General features: G+C 53.0%; 12 protein-coding genes. 1 reads left to right on the forward strand and 11 read right to left on the reverse strand.

What is annotated here, in order from left to right; translation table 11 throughout:
• Nucleotides 1-62: 62 nt before the first annotated feature.
• Nucleotides 63-1,859, forward strand: a complete 1,797-nt coding sequence (locus DWX59_RS23725) for a S8 family peptidase (protein WP_117562187.1) — start codon at nucleotides 63-65, stop codon at nucleotides 1,857-1,859.
• Between the two features lie 111 nt (nucleotides 1,860-1,970).
• Here the strand turns inward: DWX59_RS23725 and clpX are convergent, their stop codons facing one another.
• The 11 genes from clpX to DWX59_RS23780 all read right to left on the reverse strand — a co-directional run bounded on the left by clpX (nucleotide 1,971) and on the right by DWX59_RS23780 (nucleotide 19,142).
• Nucleotides 1,971-3,389, reverse strand: a complete 1,419-nt coding sequence (gene clpX / locus DWX59_RS23730) for an ATP-dependent Clp protease ATP-binding subunit ClpX (protein ID WP_117562189.1) — start codon at nucleotides 3,387-3,389, stop codon at nucleotides 1,971-1,973.
• A gap of 123 nt (nucleotides 3,390-3,512) precedes the next feature.
• Nucleotides 3,513-4,946, reverse strand: a complete 1,434-nt coding sequence (locus DWX59_RS23735; RefSeq protein WP_117562192.1) for a S1C family serine protease — start codon at nucleotides 4,944-4,946, stop codon at nucleotides 3,513-3,515.
• A gap of 140 nt (nucleotides 4,947-5,086) precedes the next feature.
• Nucleotides 5,087-7,888, reverse strand: coding sequence for an LCP family glycopolymer transferase (locus tag DWX59_RS23740; protein ID WP_117562195.1), 2,802 nt, complete (start codon nucleotides 7,886-7,888; stop codon nucleotides 5,087-5,089).
• A 93-nt stretch (nucleotides 7,889-7,981) separates the two neighbouring features.
• Entirely contained in the window at nucleotides 7,982-9,400 is a 1,419-nt protein-coding gene (locus DWX59_RS23745) for an undecaprenyl-phosphate glucose phosphotransferase (protein ID WP_117562198.1), read from the reverse strand.
• Nucleotides 9,401-9,511: 111 nt separating this feature from the next.
• Entirely contained in the window at nucleotides 9,512-10,522 is a 1,011-nt protein-coding gene (locus DWX59_RS23750; RefSeq protein WP_117562200.1) for a glycosyltransferase family 2 protein, read from the reverse strand.
• 7 nt (nucleotides 10,523-10,529) lie between these two features.
• Nucleotides 10,530-12,743 carry a glycosyltransferase family 2 protein gene (locus tag DWX59_RS23755; RefSeq protein ID WP_117562203.1) on the reverse strand — a complete coding sequence of 738 codons (2,214 nt, stop codon included), beginning with the start codon at nucleotides 12,741-12,743 and terminating at the stop codon, nucleotides 10,530-10,532.
• Nucleotides 12,740-13,729 (reverse strand): glycosyltransferase family 2 protein, encoded by a 990-nt coding sequence (locus DWX59_RS23760; RefSeq protein WP_117562205.1) that lies wholly within the window; start codon nucleotides 13,727-13,729, stop codon nucleotides 12,740-12,742. The genes DWX59_RS23755 and DWX59_RS23760 overlap by 4 nt, the downstream gene beginning before the upstream one ends.
• A gap of 6 nt (nucleotides 13,730-13,735) precedes the next feature.
• On the reverse strand, nucleotides 13,736-14,884 hold the full coding sequence (locus DWX59_RS23765) for an NAD-dependent epimerase/dehydratase family protein (RefSeq protein WP_235845155.1): 1,149 nt from the start codon (nucleotides 14,882-14,884) through the stop codon (nucleotides 13,736-13,738).
• 8 nt (nucleotides 14,885-14,892) lie between these two features.
• Nucleotides 14,893-16,026 (reverse strand): class I SAM-dependent methyltransferase, encoded by a 1,134-nt coding sequence (locus DWX59_RS23770; RefSeq protein WP_117562207.1) that lies wholly within the window; start codon nucleotides 16,024-16,026, stop codon nucleotides 14,893-14,895.
• Nucleotides 16,027-16,039: 13 nt separating this feature from the next.
• Nucleotides 16,040-16,987, reverse strand: a complete 948-nt coding sequence (locus DWX59_RS23775) for an NAD-dependent epimerase/dehydratase family protein (RefSeq protein ID WP_117562209.1) — start codon at nucleotides 16,985-16,987, stop codon at nucleotides 16,040-16,042.
• 91 nt (nucleotides 16,988-17,078) lie between these two features.
• Nucleotides 17,079-19,142 carry a thiamine pyrophosphate-binding protein gene (locus DWX59_RS23780; RefSeq protein WP_117562211.1) on the reverse strand — a complete coding sequence of 688 codons (2,064 nt, stop codon included), beginning with the start codon at nucleotides 19,140-19,142 and terminating at the stop codon, nucleotides 17,079-17,081.
• Nucleotides 19,143-19,233: the final 91 nt, after the last annotated feature.

Raw genomic sequence — 19,233 nt, forward strand, 5'->3', positions numbered from 1 at the left:
CCAGTGAAAGGTTTCTAAAATTCAGCATATACTAGTATCAAATGTCCTGTTCGAGGTGTGTCATGGCAGACTGCCCATTTAATCCAGCCTCAGAATCAATCGCAGATTTTATCTATCGCTATGGAAGCCAGCAGCAGATTGTGGGAAATCCGGAGGATATTCCCTGTATAGACTATGTCAGCCCTGACTACAGCATCATCTATACGCCTTTAGACACAGTGCTGCCCATCTCCCTGCGCAGATATTCATACTACAGCGTGCCCGGGCTGTTCAGTCTTCTGGACAGCTCCAGCATGGAGGTATCCGGCATTACTTCCACCTTTGCATCCCCTGCCCTGGGCAACCGCGGACGCGGTGTACTCATCGGCTTCATTGACACAGGGATAGACTATACCAATCCTTTGTTTCAAAACCCGGACGGCACCACCAGGATAAGCAGCATCTGGGACCAGAGCCTGCCTGAAGACAGGGACATACTCCCTCCCGGGGTTCCCGACCGCTATCCCGGCAGCGGGGCGTCCTACGGGACTGAATATACGCGGGAACAGATTAATGCAGCCCTGGCCTCCGACACCCCGCTGGCCCTGGTCCCCTCCACCGATACCAATGGGCACGGGACCTTTTTGGCAGGCATTGCAGCAGGCGGTTCACTGCCTGCACAGGATTTTACCGGAGCCGCGCCGGAAAGCGAGCTGGTGGTGGTTAAACTAAAACCGGCCAAACAGTATCTTCGTGACTTTTATCTTGTCAGAAGCGACGCGGAGGCCTACCAGGAGAACGATATCATGATGGGGATTAAATACCTGCGCGTGGAGGCATACCGCCTGAAAAAGCCCATGGTCATCCTTCTGGGCCTGGGGTCCAACCTTGGAAGCCATGAAGGGACTTCCCCCTTAAGCATCACGCTTCAGGACATCAGCCGAAGCCTGGGCGCGGCAACGGTCATTGCGGCCGGCAATGAAACCGGGCTGGGGCATCACTATGAAGGCACCATCCCCGGCGGACAGGAGTTTGATGACGTGGAGATACGTGTGGGACAGCCGGAATCAGAACTGGGATTTGTTGTGGAGCTGTGGGCTTCCACCGCAGACACCTACTCAGTGGGTTTCATTTCCCCCAGCGGCGAAATCATAAGCCGTATTCCTATTATAGCCGGAAATGAAACCTCTATCCCTTTTCTTCTGGAACCCACTGTCATTACCGTGAATTACCAGCTGATTGAATCCGGATCCGGAAAACAATTGATTTTCATGCGCTTCCAGGCTCCTACTACCGGAATCTGGAAAATACGTGTATTCAATACGCAATACCTGACCGGGCTGTTCCATCTGTGGCTTCCGTCCCAGGGCCTGATATCCGATGAAACCGTATTCCTCACCCCAAACCCATATACCACCATCACGATGCCGGGCAATACGGCTTCCCCCATAACGGTCGGGGCTTATAATCATTTAAATAACAGTATTTATATCCATTCCAGCCGCGGTTATACAGTGGGCGGGCTGATTAAACCTGATATCGCTGCGCCCGGAGTCAATATTTCCGGGCCTGCCGTGGGGCGCGGGATTGGTTCCGCAGGAACGGCCGCGGGGCGCGGAACCGGTTCTGCTGGGACGGCCGCGGTCCCCATGACAACCCGCACAGGCACCTCCGTGGCAGCGGCCCATGTGGCAGGGGCTGTTGCAAACCTTTTGAGCTGGGGGATTGTGGAGGGACATAACATCACCATGAGCGAGGCCTCCATCAAGGCATATCTGATCCGTGGGGCAAGAAGAAATCCAGCGCTGTCATATCCTAACCGTGAATGGGGATATGGGGCACTGGATTTATATGAAACATTCCTTCGCTTAAGGGAATAGGCAGTGGGTCAGCCTGTAACCGGTATGATTATGGCATGGCTACGGTATGGTCATGGCTTGGCTACGGTATGATTACGGCATGATTATGGCATGAAATCATACTGCGGCCTGCTATCCTCTCATCTGTATCAGGGGACCGCCGTTTTTCTCAAGATACGGACGGGTAACCACCACGGAACCGATGTTGGAATCCTTGGGTATCTCATACATGATATCAAGCATGAACTCCTCCAGGATTGCCCGCAGCGCCCTGGCGCCGGTTCCACGCTTTCCCGCCTCCTCGGCAATCCAGCGGAGGGCATCGTCCTCAAATACCAGCTTCACCTCGTCCATGGACAGCAGCTTCTCGTACTGCTTGGTAATGGCGTTCTTAGGTTCCTTGAGTATGCGGACCATCATGTCCTCAGTCAGACCCTGGAGGGTCACTGTCACCGGCAGCCTTCCAAGGAATTCCGGAATCATGCCGAACGCCCTCAGGTCTTCGTTAATCACATGCTTCAGGATATCAGGGTCATTGTCATATGTATCCTTTAGGACAGAACCAAAACCCATGGAGGATTTCTTCTTAAGACGTTCTTTTATGATTTCCTCCAGGTCCGGGAACGCCCCGCCGCATATAAACAGTATATTATCCGTGTTCACCGTTGCCATGGGGGTCATGGCATTCTTCTGGTTGGAGCCCACCGGCACCTCCACCGTGCTCCCCTCTAAAAGCTTAAGAAGCTCCTGCTGCACGGATTCACCGCTGACATCCCTGGTATTGGTCTGCTTCTTCTTGGCAATCTTATCAATCTCATCAATAAAAATAATGCCGCGCTGTGCCCGTTCCACATCATTGTCAGCTGCTGCCAGAAGCTTGGATACCACGCTCTCAATATCATCGCCAATATATCCGGCCTCTGTCAGCGAGGTTGCATCCGCAATGGCCAGGGGAACATCCAGGAGACGGGCCAGGGTCTTGACAAGATAGGTCTTGCCGCTTCCTGTGGGCCCTATCATCAGGATATTGGACTTCTCAATCACAATCTCCCCATCCTGGGCCGCATCCCCCTGCGCTGGCTTATTGTCCAGGAATGCACGTTTATAGTGGTTGTAGACAGCCACTGCAACCACCTTCTTTGCCTTTTCCTGTCCGATGACATACTCGTCCAGCCTGCTCTTTATAATGTGTGGCGCCGGGATATCCTTCATGGTAAGCACGGGCTGTTCCTGGGTCTTCTTCTTAATCTTCTGCTTCTTAGGTATCTCCGCCACCGGAGGGGTTGTGTTCAGGTCGCTGAGGTTCATGTTCATGTACGGTATATTGCCCAGCTTTGAAAAGTCCATGCCGCCCTTGGTGACAGAATCAAATGCCTTCTGCATACAATCATGGCACAGGTTCATGCCGCCGGGCATGGATATCATCTGGCCGGCCTTGCTCTCCGGCCTGCGGCACATGTAACAGACCTTCTCGTAATGCTCATCGTCTTTTGGTTCCTCTTTATCCGGACCGGATGGGTTCACATCCTGGTTGATGTCTTTATCGCTCAAAGTCAGTTCTCCTCTCTGTTAAAAAACCTTCCCGCCAAAATGCGGAAACGCGCTGGCCTGTTCCTGCCATTGGCATAAGTATATAACAAAATGCTTCCCCAAACAAGAGGAAGCATTTTCATTTTATTGAAGTACATTCTGGCTGGATTCCTCCGGCATTGCCTTAAGCGTCACGGACACGGTCCGTTCTTCATACTGACCGCCCGCCTGTGTCTGGACCGTAAGCTCAATCTGCTCTCCCAGTTCATAGCAGGCCAGCAGCTCCTGAAGCTGGGGCATGGTCTTCACAGACTGGCCGTCCACCTTTGTGATGATATCCTTTTCCCGCAGATCCGACACAGCCGCCGCACCGTCGTCCAGGATTTTGTAAATGTAGACGCCCCTGGGCATTCCGAATGAATTAGCGGCTTCCTCGTCCACGCTGGTGCCCTGGATACCCAGATATCCGCGTTTTTCCTCCGCCACCGGATTCATGGTCTTCCGGTTCATCAGCTGGCTCATGATATCCTGCGCCTTGGAAATGGGGATTGCATAACCGATGCCTTCCACCTCCGTGGAGGAATACTTGGCCGCATTGATGCCGACCACCTCTCCCTTCATATTGAGAAGCGCGCCCCCGCTGTTGCCAGGATTAATGGCTGCGTCTGTCTGCAGCAGGGTCCTGGTGGAGTTGTTGGACACACGGACTTCACGGTCCAGTGCGCTCACATATCCAACCGTGACAGACTGTCCGTACCCCAGCGCATTGCCAATGGCAACGACACCCTGTCCCACCTTCAGCTCATCTGAATTCCCCAGCTTGGCAATGGAAATCTTACTTTTGGTATCTGCCTTAATCTGCTCCAGGGGGACGGATATGACTGCCAGGTCTGTCTCTGCATCCGTTCCCTTGATGGCCGCGTCCACCACCTCATTATCAATAAATGAAACCTTCAGGGAGGTGGATTCCTCCACCACGTGATTATTCGTGACAATCAGAAGCTCCTTGTCGTTTTCCCCTATAATGATTCCTGAACCGCTGCTGGGAACCTCATAAGTCTGCGGTCCTCCGAAAAACCAGCCATAGCCGAAGTTATTGCTTTGATATACAGTGGTACTGGTGATTGCCACCACGGTGGGCATGGCCTCCTCCACAATATCCGAGACATCCGCCACTGCCGCCCCATTTGGTTTCTGCTGGGAGCCGTTATTGTCCTGGCCCTTCTGATCCGCCTGCCCCTGGTCAGGTTCCGTGGCGGGCGGGTTAGCCGCCTGGCTGGCCGGGGCATCCGCTGACGCATGGATATCCAGATATCTGGAGGCAGCAATATTAACCCCCACCATGACCCCGCCCGACACCGTGCCGAACAGAACAGCGCCAGCCGTTATGAGGGCTGCTTTTTTTAGCAGGCCTCCTTTTTTCTTTGGAGGACGCTGGTCATAGGAAGGCCCCTGATTATAGGATGGGCCCTGTCCTCCTGGAAATCCCGGCCCTGTCTGCGCCCCATTATATTGACGGTCATCATATCCCTGGTTGTCATAAGACTTCCATCCGTATTCCTGATCGTTATTGTACATCCAAGTATCCCCTTTCTCATCCTCACATGTGTTCAGATTATACTGTAGCAGTGATTTGTGATAAAAATGTGACCATTTTCTAAATATAGTATAACATAAAGGACCAGCAGATCCTAAAAGTTTCCTGCTGGTCCCTGATGCTATTGTCCCGGCCCAATGATAATGGAGCCTGGACCGCCTGGTACATATTCATCACTGCTGCCGCCCGGACTGGGCGCCGTGGTTCCGTTGGTGCTTCCCGGACTCGGCGCAGTGTTTTGGCTGTTGCTTCCCGGATAAGGCGTCGTTGGGGCCTTGGTACTTCCGGGATAAGGTGCCGTAGGGGCCTTGGTGCTTCCGGGATAGGCCTGGGTGGTCCCGGCGGTACTTCCCGGATATGGCTGCGTGATTGCTCCCGGTCCCGTACTGCTATCTCCAGGAGATGTGGAGGAACCAGGATAAGTCAGGTTTCCATTGGATTCATCCGCAGGCGCCGTAGTGTATCCAGGATACGGGATGGTGCCTGAGCCGCTTCCGCCGGGCCTGGTTCCGGATGAAGGCCTGGTGCCTCCGGGATAATAGTCTTCCGGCGGGTCTATGACATGGCCGAATTCATCCGTTTCAAGGTCCCATTCATTTTCGTAGTCAAGAACGCTCTCGTCTGTCCCGGACGTACTGGACCCGGATTCATCCTCCTCTTCCTTGGAAGTGGACGGCTCCGTGCTTCTGGAGGGTTCTGTGGGCTTTGGAATATATCCGCCGTCCGTTCCTACGCTTTCAATGGGCTTTCCTTCCTTATACAGCCCTGAATCGGCTGATATCTTTTTACTGATATTCTTAACCATGTCACTGGGCTGGTAGTCCTCTTCGCCGAACAGGAACCTATGAAGCTCAATTACATTGCTCTCCAGTGTCTGCGGGATTACGCAGTCGCCTTTCTTGCCCATATTGGCATCGCTTCTGGCAGCCGGGAATCCCATGGTATCCACAATGGTATATTTTGTCAGGTTCTTGGCAGCCGGAATGATATCATTCAGGGTCACGCTGGAGAGAATCTGCTCAAATACAACTTCCATTACATTGTTAATCACTGAGAAATTTGCCTGTCTCAGCTTGACAAAGCACTGCTGGATAATCTCTCTCTGGCGTTCCGTCCTTGCAAAATCCGTATCCATTTTACGAAGCCTTGCATAAGCCACGGCCTGGACACCGTCCAGATGGTTCATGCCCGCTGATTTCAGATGCTGGGATGCAACGCCGGTGGCTTCAACGGTCTCTGTGATATATGCATTGATATAATAAAATTCAGCCTTGCTCAATTCTATGTCCACACCGCCCAATATGTTGATGGAATCAGCTACCGCCTTCCAGTTAAAGGTGGCGTAATCGTCAATCTGTATATCCAGGTTCTTGTTCAGGGCCTTAATCGCCTGCTTGGGGCCTCCCCTGGCATATGCCTGGTTAATCTTATTATAGGTGCCGTCATCATCCAGGTTCAGGTACGTATCCCTGAATATGCTGACCAGCTTAATCTCACCGTTTGCCTGGTTTACATTGGCAATGATGATGACATCCGTATTGTTCCCTTTGCCCAGGGAATTGTCACGGCTGTCCACGCCAAAAAGAGCCACCGTCCAATATCCCTGCATGTTTTCAACCTTGTCAATTGCCAGGTACGGGTTGGTCTCATCTTCTATCTTAAAATTTGGATCCCTCTGGATCCGGTTGGCCTGCTGCAGGACATACCTGGCGCCGAATATAATCAGCAGTGCGAACACTTCTGCTATAATCAAAGCCACAATGGTCCTGACTTTCCTTCTGCCGCCATTTCCCGAAGAATCTGCTGCCGCGGCTTCCCGGACCGATTTCCTGCCCGGACCATCCGGGCCGTCCTTATCATTCCTGCGGAATGCGTTCTCCCTGCCACCGCGCGCCCTGTCTTCACCCAGGTTGGTCTCCGGCGTATAGATGCGGCTTGGCCTGGTTCCGGCAGTTCCGCGTTCCCCGGTCATCCGGTTATCCGTATCTCTACGGCTTACGGCCATCCGGTTATCCGCCATCCCGCTTTTTCCGGCCATGGGGTTCCCAGCTGTTCCGCGTGTCCCGGCTGTCCGTTTATCTGCCGCTGCACGGCTGCCTATCATGCGGCCATCAGCTGTTCCCGGACTTCCTGCCGGGCGGTTATCGGCTGTTCCCGGACTTCCTGCCCCCCGGTCATCGGCTGATGTCCGGCTTCCTGCCCCCCGGTCATCGGCTGATGTCCGGCTTCCTGTCACCCGGTCATCGGCTGATGTCCGGCTTCCTGCCGCACGGCCCCCGGCCGCTGCACGGCTGCCGGTCACACGCCCCTCGGCCGCCACACGGTTTCCGGCCGCACGGACATCGGCGCCTGCACGGTTTCCATTCACACGGCCATCCGCAGGTCCCTGTCCTCCTGATACCTGACCCTCAGCCGATGTACGGCCCACGGCCATCCGGCCCTCAGCTGCCCCGGAAGTTCCGGCCATCCGTCCATCAATTGCCCCGGAGGTCCCAGCCATCCGGCGGCCCGGCACAGGACTTCCCGCCATGGGTCCGCCTGCCGCTGTACGGCCTCCTGACATACGGTTCTCCATTGCGGAACGGCTTCCCGTCATCCGGTTTTCCGCTGCTGCACGGCTTCCCGCCGCCCGGTTCCCGGATGCTGCGCGGCTTCCTGCCGCCCTGTTTTCCGCCGCTGCGCGGCTCCCTGCTTCCTGGCCTGTATATGCTTCCCGTCCATCCCTGCCCCGGACAGCCGGTCCCGGCCTGCCCCCGGCTCCTGCCGGGCGGCCTGTACTGCCGTCTTCGGCTCCGGCTCTGGAACGTCTGGGAAAAGCTGTATCTGAATCAGCCCCAATGCCAGCGCTGTCCCGGCGCTGTCTGCTGCGGCTTCTCAGTCTTTCATCTTCCTGTCCAAATCCATTTTCTAAATCACGATTCATTCGTCCATCCTCATTCCCTCATGCAGCACCAAGGCGTGTCTCATGGCCACGCCAGGCTTCATAGGAGTATTTTAAACGTATACGGCATGCATATCAATATGCATTTTTATTAATAAATCCTTTAAATACGGTTAAAAACATAATCTTAAAGTCAAAACCGATGCTCCAGTTCTCAATATAATACAAATCATGTTCAATCCGTTTGGTAATAGATGTATCCCCCCGGTATCCGTTCACCTGGGCCCATCCCGTCAGACCGGGGCGTACCTGGTGCTTAATCATATAGCGCGGGATTTCCTCTTTGAATTTCTCAACAAAAAGCGGCCGCTCCGGACGCGGTCCCACCAGGCTCATGTCCCCTATGAGGACATTGAAGAACTGCGGAGTCTCATCGATACTGGTCTTGCGTATAAAATGCCCCACCGGCGTCACTCTCGGGTCGTGGGGGGTAGTCCACTGCTTCTTCTCCTTACCCGGATCCTGTACTTCCATGGAACGGAACTTGTACATCTTAAACGGATGATTGTGAAGCCCAATCCGCTCCTGGCTGAAGAACACCGGACCAGGAGACGTAATCTTAATCAGCACTGCCGTCAGCAGCATGACCGGTGAAAACACAATCAGACCAAACAAGGCGCCGACAATATCCACTATCCGTTTCGTGGTGGCATTGAATACCCCTGTGAGGGGCACCCTGCGGATATGGATAACCGGAAGTCCCTGAAGGTCTTCCATATAAGGTATGGTTGGTATTATATTATTATAATCGGGAATAAACTTTGTATGCACGCCCGACTTCTCGCAGGCTGCCACAATCTGCTCCAGATTGGCATATTCCTTTATGCTCAGCGTAATTGCGATTTCATCCAGTGTATTGGAAGCTAAGAATGTCTCCAGATGGTCCGTGGGGCCCAGGACCTGAACCTTCCTGTATGCATATCCCGGTACCTGATGGTCATCCAGGATTCCCTGGACATGATACCCCCACTCCGGATTCACACTGACCCTGTCAATGAATCCCTCTGCCGCACGGCTGTAACCGATAAGCAGGACATGTTTCTGGTTGTATCCATTGGTCCGCAGGGAACGCAGGAACAGCCGTATGCACATCCGCTCTGTTTCCATCAGGATAATGTTGGAAACAAAAAATGCCAGCAGCATCCTGGTGGAAAAATATTCATTATGCTGGATGAACCTTCGCGCTCCAAACAGCACGAACGTAAAAATCATTAGGCCAATGACGTTGGCTTTACAGATATTGGCAAATTCTGAACGCCGTCCTTGTATCCGTTTGGGTACATACAGATGGAAACTGGCATACAGAACCAGATAAACCGGCACTATGAACACAAGCGCCATAAAATATATCTGAGGTTTCAGCACCCCGACGTCCACCGGCAGTACCTTGCCGCTGACCACAATGAACCATGCCAGGGCATAGGCTGCGGACGTGACCAAAATATCCAGCAGAATGTGAAGGCGGTTCAGCCTTTTCTGGTTATCTTTTATCATTGTATATCACCTTGGTTTCTCAGGGATTCCCCTTAATACCGTAAATATCGTTGTTATTATACATGATAAAACGGCATTATTCTATAACATTTCTCTTAATTTCGAAAAACTTCATAATTTGGCCAGCTGCCTGGCCGTGAACTCATAAATATAAATCAGGGTGCCTGTAAACAATTCCCATTCAATGGCCAGATAATTGCGCAGGTTCCGGGAACAATAGGGCACCTTCCTGCATTTTCCCACGGTTGCAATGCCCTCCATCAGACCATCCACATAGTCCTTAGCAAAGCCCTGTTTCCTGAAAAACAGATACTTAAGGCCCACACCCGCCAGAATAGGAACCAGGTTCACGGCCAGCTGGATTGCGGGCATGTTCTTGTAATTCAGGTAAACACTATTGCGGGCAGCCAGACGGACCTTAAAGGAATTATACTTAGAACCGCTGGTGCCGCTTCCCACATGATAAACCACTGCGGAGGGGCAGTAGATATTATCATATCCCGCAATCCTGGCCCGGTATCCCACATCCAGATCCTCCAGATAGGCAAAATGCATTTCATCAAACAATCCTATCTCCTGAAATACTTCCCTGCGGTAAATGGCCGCGCCCGCGCAGGCGGAAAAGATGCGGCACGCCTTGTTATAACCGGAGGAAGGACGTCCCACGCCCCTTTGGTATGCCCAGCCGAGGAGGCTGTACATATCACCGGCGTCATCCATCAGTTCCTTATGATACAGCTGTATCATCTTGCAGCTAACGGAAAATATCCTGGGTGAGCGCTCTATGGCCTTAATCATTTCCCCCACATAGTGGCAGTCCGGCTCCGTATCATTGTTCAAAAGAATGACGTAGGGGGTGGAAGCCGCACGGATTCCACGGTTCACGGCTCCGGAAAACCCGGTGTTGCTGTCCAGGAAAATGGCCGGGATATCATGTTCCTTAAGCCATTCCACGCTTCCGTCCGTGGAACCGTTGTCCACCACCAGGACCTGGAAATCCCTGCATATCTGAAGCTCCAGCGACTTAAAACACGGCTCCATGAAAGCCAGCCCGTTGTAATTAGGTATGACGATGGTCGCCTTCTTATGGTTCCCCTTAGGGTTGTTTATGGTGCAGCTCATATAAACTCTACTTATCCTCCGGAGCAAACTGCTCATAAATCTTAAGGTCGTATGGTTCCCCTATCTTTTCCTTTTGCAGGTCCCTGAGGGCAAAGTTGGATTTGCGCAGGGTCAGGTTGGGATTATAATAGGGATCCCCCTTCCTGATGATATCCGGCCACTTTTTAATAAAAACAGCGACTTCCCGGTTGAACCGTTCCACCTTCTCAGGCGTATCTTCCAGTCCCCTGGACTTGGATTCATAATGGTAAAAGCATGCATAGGGCGCATATACTACCAGTTTCCCCAGAGCCCTTACTTTCATGCAGTAATCTATGTCATTAAATGCCACTGCCAGTTCTTCGCTCAATCCGCCCACCGCGTCAAACACGGACTTTTTCGTCATCAGGCATGCAGCTGTCACTGCGCTGTAGTCCTGGGCGCACATGGCCCTGTGGAAATAACTGTTTTCCGCCTTATGAAGGCCGATGAACGTGTGTCCTGCAATGCCGCCAAAGCCAATCACAACGCCTGCATGCTGGATTGTGTCATCCTCATACAGAAGCCTGGCTCCTGCAATTCCCACATCCTCCCGCTGACAGAATCCAAGCATTTCCTGAATGCTGTCCGGGTTTATAAGCTCTGTGTCATTATTCAGGAGGAGAAGGTATTCGCCCTTAGCAAAACCGGCCCCAAAGTTATTGATGGCGGAATAATTAAAGCCTTTTTCCCATGTCACCACATGGAAATTGCTGTGCATTGCCTGCATTTTCCCGTAATATTCAAAGGTTTCTTTTTCCCTGCTGTTATTCTCCACCACAATAAATTCCAGGTTCCGGTAGGATGACTTTCCCATCAGCGACTGAACGCACACGTCCAGGTCCGCGGTGTGGTCCTTATTGGGGATGATGACAGATACAAGGGGCTGTGCCTGAAGTTTGAAAACAGTATGGTAAATGCCGTAATCCACGCCTTTTTCCACCCGCTCCGCCTGGATTCCCATGCGCTCATAGTGGGCCATGATGGCCCTGGAACCGGCCTCAAAGGCATACATCTTGCTTTCCGGATTGCTGGCAGTGGAGTCCTGGTGGCATCTCCAGTGGTACAGCACCTTGGGAATATGGTAAACCTCCCGGGCTGCTTCCGTGCACCGGAATATGAAATCATAATCCTGGGCGCCGTCAAACTCCTGGCGGAATCCCCCAACCCTCTCAAGCAGGTCCTTCCTGACCACGAAGAGATGGCAGATATAATTCACGCTGGTAAGCAGGTCCGGGTTAAAGTCCGGCTTGAAATGCGGGTCAAACAAAGCCTTTCCGTCCATGTCCAGCTTGTCCTCATCCGAGTAAATGACCTGGCAGCCAGGATGTTCATGAATGGCTTTTACCACCTCATAAAAAGCATGGGGAGGAAGGGTATCGTCATGGTCGGCCAGAATCACGAAATCACCCCTGGCCATATCCAGGGCAGCATTGGTATTGCCTGCAATCCCCCTGTTACTTCCCAAAATCTCATAACGGATGCGCTTATCCCTGTCAGCGTATCTCTTAAGGACGCGCTCCAGGCCCTGTCCCCTGGGGCTGCCGTCCGCAATGCATATCTCCCAGTTGGTGTATGTCTGGTCCACAATGGAATCCAGCATTTCCCTGAGATAACGCTCCGGCGTCTTATAGGCAGGTATCACCACGGACAGCAGGGGTTCAAAATCAAATATCTTCTGGCGCTGCGCTGCCAGTTCCTCATCCGTGGGTCTGGTAAGGTCATACCACTCGCTGTAATCATAGTCATTGTCAATTCCCTGAAGCTTGTGCTTTGATTTGAGTACCAGGGCCTTAAGGCCGTGCTCTTTCCAGAAATCCATGGCCACATGGACTGTCTCCATGTTCATAAGGTCCTTAATCTTCTCTAACCGCTTATGTGCCACGCTGGCCCTCTTTGCAACCAGTTCCTCATTGAACTTAATCCTAGCCTGCTTCCCCTCGCACCGTATCAGCAGATAGTAGCTTTTCCCCCGCTCATAGGGAAACTGGATATCAAAACCAAACTCCCTGTCATGGACCGCCTTATAATATATCTGGCTTACATCATCCCTCCGGGTGGAAACATGTTTGAACTTAACAGGCTGGTGCTTCCCGTCCTCCACCCGGAAGGTGGCGCGGCTTTCCGGCGACCTGCCGATGGCCCATCCGTTCAGTGTGATGGAGTTTTCCCTGATGCGCACAACATCAATCTTATATTTCATGCTTCTGCACCGCCTTTATCTTCTTCGCAGACTTTTTTGACATCCACATCCTTGCCAAAATTAATCCGCTCTTCCTCAATGACCAGCGGGCGCTTCATCACCCTCTGGTTAATACTCATAATGTATTCGCCTAAAAATCCAATGAAAAACAGCTGCACGGAACCCAGGAACAGCATCCCGATCAGCATGGGCGCCATGCCTGCCGGGAAACGGTCCCACCATATCAGTTTCATTACCAGGTACACCAGGGCCACAATCATGCTTATGACAGCACAGATGCTTCCGAATATGGTTGCCAGGCGCAGGCCAGCCTTAGTATAGGAAGTAACGCTGAGCATGGCCGCGTCATACAGGCGGTAAAAGTTATTATGGGTCTTGCCCGCCCTGCGTTTGGGCTGCTCATAAGGGATTTCCTTGCGCCTGTATCCCAGTTCGGCCACAATCCCGCGAAGGAACGGCGTGGGATCGTCCAGTTTCCTCAAAACCTCCACAAACTCCCTGTCATAAAGCCCTGAACCTGTAAAATGTTCAATCTGCTCCACATCCGACAGTTTTTTGATTGTCTTATAGTAACAGCTTCTGAGCCAGTACATCATACGGTTCTCTTTGCTGCTGGTCTTGATGCCGATGACAATCTTATAGCCCTTTTCCCATTCATGGACATATTTTGGAATCATCTCCACCGGGTCCTGGAAATCTGCCACCATTTCAATAACGCAGTCGCCCGTCACCTGAAGCATCCCATAATACGGCGAGTTGAACTGGCCGAAATTACGTGCATTAAGAATCGCCTTAATCCTTGGATTGGCTGAACACAGGCCCCGGAGGATATCCCTTGTCCCATCCGTGGAATCATTATCAATAAATACCAGTTCATAATCGTACCGGGACAGTTCACGTTCCATGATGTCCGTCACTGCCTTACTGATAGGGCCTACATTCTCCGCTTCATTATAACAGGGAATCAATACGCTGATTTTCTTCATGTCTTTCTACGCTTCTTCTTTCTCTATAGTCTCTTCAATGCCCTGACGGAACGTATACTGTTCCTTCCAGTCGCCCCGTGTCAGCCTGCACAGCCTGGAGATATCCGGCCGGATGGAAAGCGCGCCTTCCTTTGCCTGGACAAATGTGCCGTACTCCAGCTCGCCTCTGTATCCCACAATCTCATGGATTTCCTCCACAAAGGAGCGCAGGGGCCTTATATCCGAACCAGCTATGTTCACAATATAGCTGCAAGGCTCCCCCTCCGGCCTTCCATGCCTGTATAACTCATATACTGCCTGTACCGCATCCTCAATATACATGAAATTCCACTGATGCAGGCAGGCGCTTAAGGATACCTTTTTGTCCTGCCTCAAATCCCGGACCAATGTGGAGATAATGGACCAGGGATGGTCCCCGTAACCATATACGCTGAAAAACCGCAGATGGAAATAATTCAGCCCCAGCTTCCTGCAAAGGGGGGCTGCCTTCTGATAGAACTCCCATTTGGCCCTGCCGTACTGGTTAATGGGATGACATTCCACATCCTCCCGCATCACACCGTCCACGGCGCCGTACTCCACCCTGGAGCCGGCGTCCATGAACATACCGCACCCCAGCCTGGCAGCCGTGCGCACACATTCCAGGGAACCGGACACATTGCGGGCCTGTACTTCAGGCGAATCAATTTCCTCCCGGTTCACCCCGCCCCAGGCAAGATGGAAAAATGCGTCTGCATGGCCAATGGCCGGTATGCAGTCCTCTACGTGTTCCAGGCCGCAGTCCACAACTTTAAGATTTTCATGCACAAGAAGGGCCGCCCTGTTTTTAGAACCCGGGCGCACCAGGGCGTAAACAATTGCCCCCCGCTCCAGGAAGTACCTGGCCAGGTTGCTCCCGATAAATCCGGTGGCGCCGGTAATGACAATCCTGGCGCCGGAGGAGTCCGGCTGTACTTCAGTATCCGGCTGTTCTCCATCGCCTGGACTCACTTCAGTATCCGGCCGCACTCCATCGCCTGGACTCACTTCAGTATCCGGCTGCACTCCATTGCCTGGACGCACTTCAGTATCCGGCTGTTCTCCATCGCCTGGCTGCACTCCAATATCCGTCCACATCACATCCATCGTCCTCCCTGCAACATTTCCATCGTCCATCCAGATCCTTATACCAGCTCCAGGTGATTTGAGCGCATGGCCCTTATTTCCACGTTCTTGCCGAACTTATCCCGTATGCTGGCCGCAATCTCATCCGTGTAGCCCGGGGCCGTGATTACGATGGCATCCACCGGATTGTCCATGAAGTAATCCGGCGGCACAATAGGAAGATGGGAAGAAGGTGCAAACTTACCATGCTTAAACGGTGCGGAATCTATGATATACCGGGCCTTTTCCCCCAGCTTCGTGGTGGCTGCCAGGGTAAAGCCCTGATGGCTGGCCCCCCATATGGCCACCTTCTTATTCCATGCTTCCAGATACTTCATGTATCCTTCCATCTCCCTGCGGAGATTCACATAACATTCCAACAGGTTGTCCGTATCCATCTGAGGGCGTTTCCTCACAATCACGGACAGGGTATCCCTGTTAATGACCTCACACTCTTCCACAAGGAACCCGTTGCGTTCCAGAAGAGGGGTCAGGGTTTCGAATGTATAATAAGCAATATGGTCCCGGATCAGTTCATAATAGCTGCTGTGGTCCATGATATATTCAAAGCTCGGTACCGTAATCAGGCCTACCGCGTCATCCTCCAGATTGCGGTAGATGGCCTGCAGCATGGTTCCCGGATCCGGCTGGTGTTCCAGGTAATTAAAGGACAGGAACGCATCGTAAAGACCGTCCGGGAACCGGGTATCCTCTGTCTCCGTGAACCCCTGGGTCACGTTCAGTCCCTGGGCCCTGGCAAGCTCCACCAGATGGGCGTCGTGTTCAATCCCGTGGGCCTCTACCGGGAATTCTGATAATACTTTCAGGAACTCTCCCTGGCCGCAGCCCACCTCAATGAACTTCTTTCCTTCCAGATTATAATTCTTAATCAGGTTCCTGTACTGGTACCTGCGCAGTTCCACCATGGTTTTAGAAAAACCGCCTGCCCGGATTACATCCCTGTAATATTCCACGGGTTCGCAGTCAAACTGAACCAGTCCGCAGCCCATGCACTGACACAGATCCAGCGTAAGCCCCTGGTCATCCGCAAGCCCATTGGCATCCGGCATATGCTGGGCACAGGCCGGCATATTATCTAACGTAAGTAACGGCGTCTCCCATAACGGGGCACCGCAGGCAATGCATCGTTTCATACGTCTGTCTCCTTTAATACCTTAATTTAAGCATTTCCCTGATTCCATCCCCAAAGGATACTTCCTGCCTGAAACCTGCCGCCCTTGTAAGCTTACTGATATCCGGCATCAGGGACACCACCCCTTCTGCATTGGGCAGGCGCTTTCCATATTCATAAGTGCCTTTCCCTCCACAGAGACCATGGAGTTCTTCTATATATTCTTTTAAGGGCCTGGTATCTTCCCCTGCCACATTATACACGCCAGCGGGGGCTTTGGCAAGCAAAAGGCCTGCCAAAGCCCTGGCCGCATCCGTTATATACAGGAAATTCCACATTTGGGTACAGGCGCCCATCTCCATATGGCCGCCCCTCAGAAACGTATCGATACAGGTAGAAACCAGGGACCAGGGATGGTCCCCGGGACCATATACGCTGAAAATCCTTGCATGGATATAGGTGATGCCCAGCCTTTCCGCTTCCTCTGAAGCCCGCCTGCATACCTCAAGCTTATCCTTGCCATACTCTGATACAGGACTGCATACGCCATCCTCTTTCATGACCGTACGATATATGCCGTACTCGGCCTGGGAACCGCTGAACAGGAACCGGGTGCATCCAATGGCTGCCGCTGTCCTCAGGCTTTCCAGGGCATAACCGATATTGCGGGCCTGCAGCTGCGGGTTCTGGCGGTTGGCGCTGCCCGCGCCTTCCCAGCCCAGGTGAAGCCATGCATCCGCACCCCTGGCCGCTCCGGATCCGCCAGGCCCATCTGGCCGTCCTGCCAGGACCAGCGGATCCGTCAGATTCCCGATATGATCCAGCCCGCAGGTCAGGATACGGATTCCCTTCCTTCCTTCCAGCTTCTTCCTCCCCGGTGAATCAGGGCGCGCCACGGCGAGCACCTCATGACCGCCGTGAAGCAGATTCTCTATAACCGCCAGCCCGATAAAGCTGGTGGCTCCGGTCACAACTATCCGCATAATCCTTCACTCCTGCTGTTCATTTTACGGACCGGAATCCGTTATTCCGGATAAAAATCCATTGTTCCGGACCAGAATCCGTGGATTCCTGTTATTCCCTGACCCTTGGGATAATCATATTCCCATCCATCTCTTCCTCAGGAAGAAATGGGGACAGGTCCTCTAGGGGCGGGGACACCATGGTGCCGTCCGGCAGTCTCTTGGCCGATGATTTGGGTTCAAAGTTCTGGTCCATAGAGACAAACACCTCACAAATCACCGGTCCTTCCATGTCAAGCGTCTCCTCCACTGCCTGGGCCAGCTGGCTGTTATGCCTTGCCGCCCTGTATGGGTATCCATAAACCCCGGCCAGTTTTTCAAGGCACGGGAAACTTAAATCCCCGCTGTCCACGCCGATTCCCACCAGCGGTTCCCCAAAGAAGTTCTTCTGGGTCTGGCGGATGGAATGGTAACCGCCGTTATTAATCACGAAAATCTTTATATTCATCCTGTGATGGATGATGGTCTGCAGCTCCTGGATATTCATCTGAAGGCTGCCGTCCCCTGTAACCAGTATCAGGTCATCCCCGGTCTTATCGCTTCCCATGCTGTAGCATTGGTTTTTCCTGGATGCAGCCCAGGCCCCAATGGCTGCAGGCAGGTCATATCCCATGGCTGCGATGGCTGAATTGGAGATAAAACGCTGTCCCTTCTTAAGCACATACGCGTGTCCGCCCACCACACAGGCAGACCCATTACCTACCACGGTAATCTGGCCTTCCTTCAGACGGCTGCTTACTTCCTTAATAAATGCATATACATTGACCGGCGCCTCATCCCCGTGTTCAAAATGCTTTGGCAGGACAACGGGATAGCGTTCCTTCCACATGGCGCAGGTCTGGCTCCAGTTCATTTCCCTAAGGCCTTTTCCCCCATCAAATATCTGCTTTCTGCCAGGACGGCTCAGGCTCTCAGGCAGCCGGTCCGCCTCTGCCGCAAGCACATCATCCAGGGCAAGATTAAGCTGCTCCAGCAAATCCTTTGCATCTGCATGGACAGGCATGTCTGCATGGATGGACGGCTTCTTCAGCTCCTCTTCGTCAATGTCATTGACAATAACAAATGCCTCCCTTGCCCAGGTCTTATAATTATACCCAACCTGCCGGATACTTAAGCGGCTTCCTATGGACAGCACCAAATCACTGTTCTGGATGGCGAAATTGCCAGGCCTGTCCCCCATGTTGCCGGCCCGGCCCACGTACAGGGGGTGGGCGTCATACATACAGTCCTCACTGTCCCATCCGGTAATGACCGGAATCCCAAGCTTCTCCGCCACATCCATGAATATCTCATGGGCGCCCGCAATACGGATGCCGTTCCCCGCATTGATGACCGGACGGGCGGCCTTTCTTATCCTGTCAATAATCTCCTGTGCAACAGATGGCTTTACTTTGCCCGGAAGCACCTGGCGGTGTTCTCCATGGCCGGCCTGGTCCTGAAGGATCTTGTGGCTGTGACCGTCCCCGCAGGCGGCCTCTGCGCTCCCAGCGCCGCCCTGTGCATGCTCCATGGTCCCGGCCTTTGCCCAGCCGTCCCCGCCAGCCTCATAATCCGCGGAATCAAATCCCACCAATTCCTCTTCTTCCACAAATGCGCCCTGGACATTCAGCGGAATATCCAGCCAGCATGGTCCCGGACGGCCTGACCTGGCAAGATACAATGCCTTTTCCAGGCAGTAACGGATACGCATGGGGTCGATTACCATCTCGGAATACTTGGTCATACAGTCAATGGATTTGCAGATGTCAAATTCCTGGTCGCCCATGGCCCTGATCCCCACCCCTGAGAAACGTGCCGTGGTGTCATAGCGCACCTGGCCCGAAAGCACCAGCATGGGAATGGAATCCAGCCATCCTCCTACCACTCCGGTAATGGCGTTGGTTCCCCCTGGCCCCGTGGTGACACAAAGGGCGGCAATCCTGTTGTGGATCCTCGCATAAGCCTCCGCCCCCATGGCGCTGGCCTGCTCGTGGTGGTTGTAGATACAGTGCAGCCCTTCCTGGTGGCCCAGGGCATCGTTCAGGTGCATGGCGCCTCCCCCGGTCACCATGAACGCCTGGCAGATTCCTGCCTCCACCAGTCTGGCTGCTATATAATTGGAAATCTTGATTTTCATCCTGCGGTCTCCCTCCCTGTTCTTAATCCCATTGCTGCAAAAATGTACATATATCGAGAGTATAGCATAAAATAGGGGAAAATAATACTAA

Origin of the sequence: Enterocloster aldenensis (assembly GCF_003434055.1) — a bacterium.
Taxonomy (GTDB): Bacteria; Bacillota; Clostridia; order Lachnospirales; family Lachnospiraceae; genus Enterocloster; species Enterocloster aldenensis.

What these genes read in the sequence shown, in the direction of transcription:
- DWX59_RS23725 (WP_117562187.1), top strand. Translation starts at nt 63, where the DNA reads ATGGCAGACTGCCCATTTAATCCAGCCTCAGAATCAATCGCAGATTTT.
- DWX59_RS23735 (WP_117562192.1), bottom strand. Translation starts at nt 4,946, where the DNA reads ATGTACAATAACGATCAGGAATACGGATGGAAGTCTTATGACAACCAG.
- DWX59_RS23740 (WP_117562195.1), bottom strand. Translation starts at nt 7,888, where the DNA reads ATGAATCGTGATTTAGAAAATGGATTTGGACAGGAAGATGAAAGACTG.
- DWX59_RS23745 (WP_117562198.1), bottom strand. Translation starts at nt 9,400, where the DNA reads ATGATAAAAGATAACCAGAAAAGGCTGAACCGCCTTCACATTCTGCTG.
- DWX59_RS23750 (WP_117562200.1), bottom strand. Translation starts at nt 10,522, where the DNA reads ATGAGCTGCACCATAAACAACCCTAAGGGGAACCATAAGAAGGCGACC.
- DWX59_RS23755 (WP_117562203.1), bottom strand. Translation starts at nt 12,743, where the DNA reads ATGAAATATAAGATTGATGTTGTGCGCATCAGGGAAAACTCCATCACA.
- DWX59_RS23760 (WP_117562205.1), bottom strand. Translation starts at nt 13,729, where the DNA reads ATGAAGAAAATCAGCGTATTGATTCCCTGTTATAATGAAGCGGAGAAT.
- DWX59_RS23765 (WP_235845155.1), bottom strand. Translation starts at nt 14,884, where the DNA reads ATGGACGATGGAAATGTTGCAGGGAGGACGATGGATGTGATGTGGACG.
- DWX59_RS23770 (WP_117562207.1), bottom strand. Translation starts at nt 16,026, where the DNA reads ATGAAACGATGCATTGCCTGCGGTGCCCCGTTATGGGAGACGCCGTTA.
- DWX59_RS23775 (WP_117562209.1), bottom strand. Translation starts at nt 16,987, where the DNA reads ATGCGGATAGTTGTGACCGGAGCCACCAGCTTTATCGGGCTGGCGGTT.
- DWX59_RS23780 (WP_117562211.1), bottom strand. Translation starts at nt 19,142, where the DNA reads ATGAAAATCAAGATTTCCAATTATATAGCAGCCAGACTGGTGGAGGCA.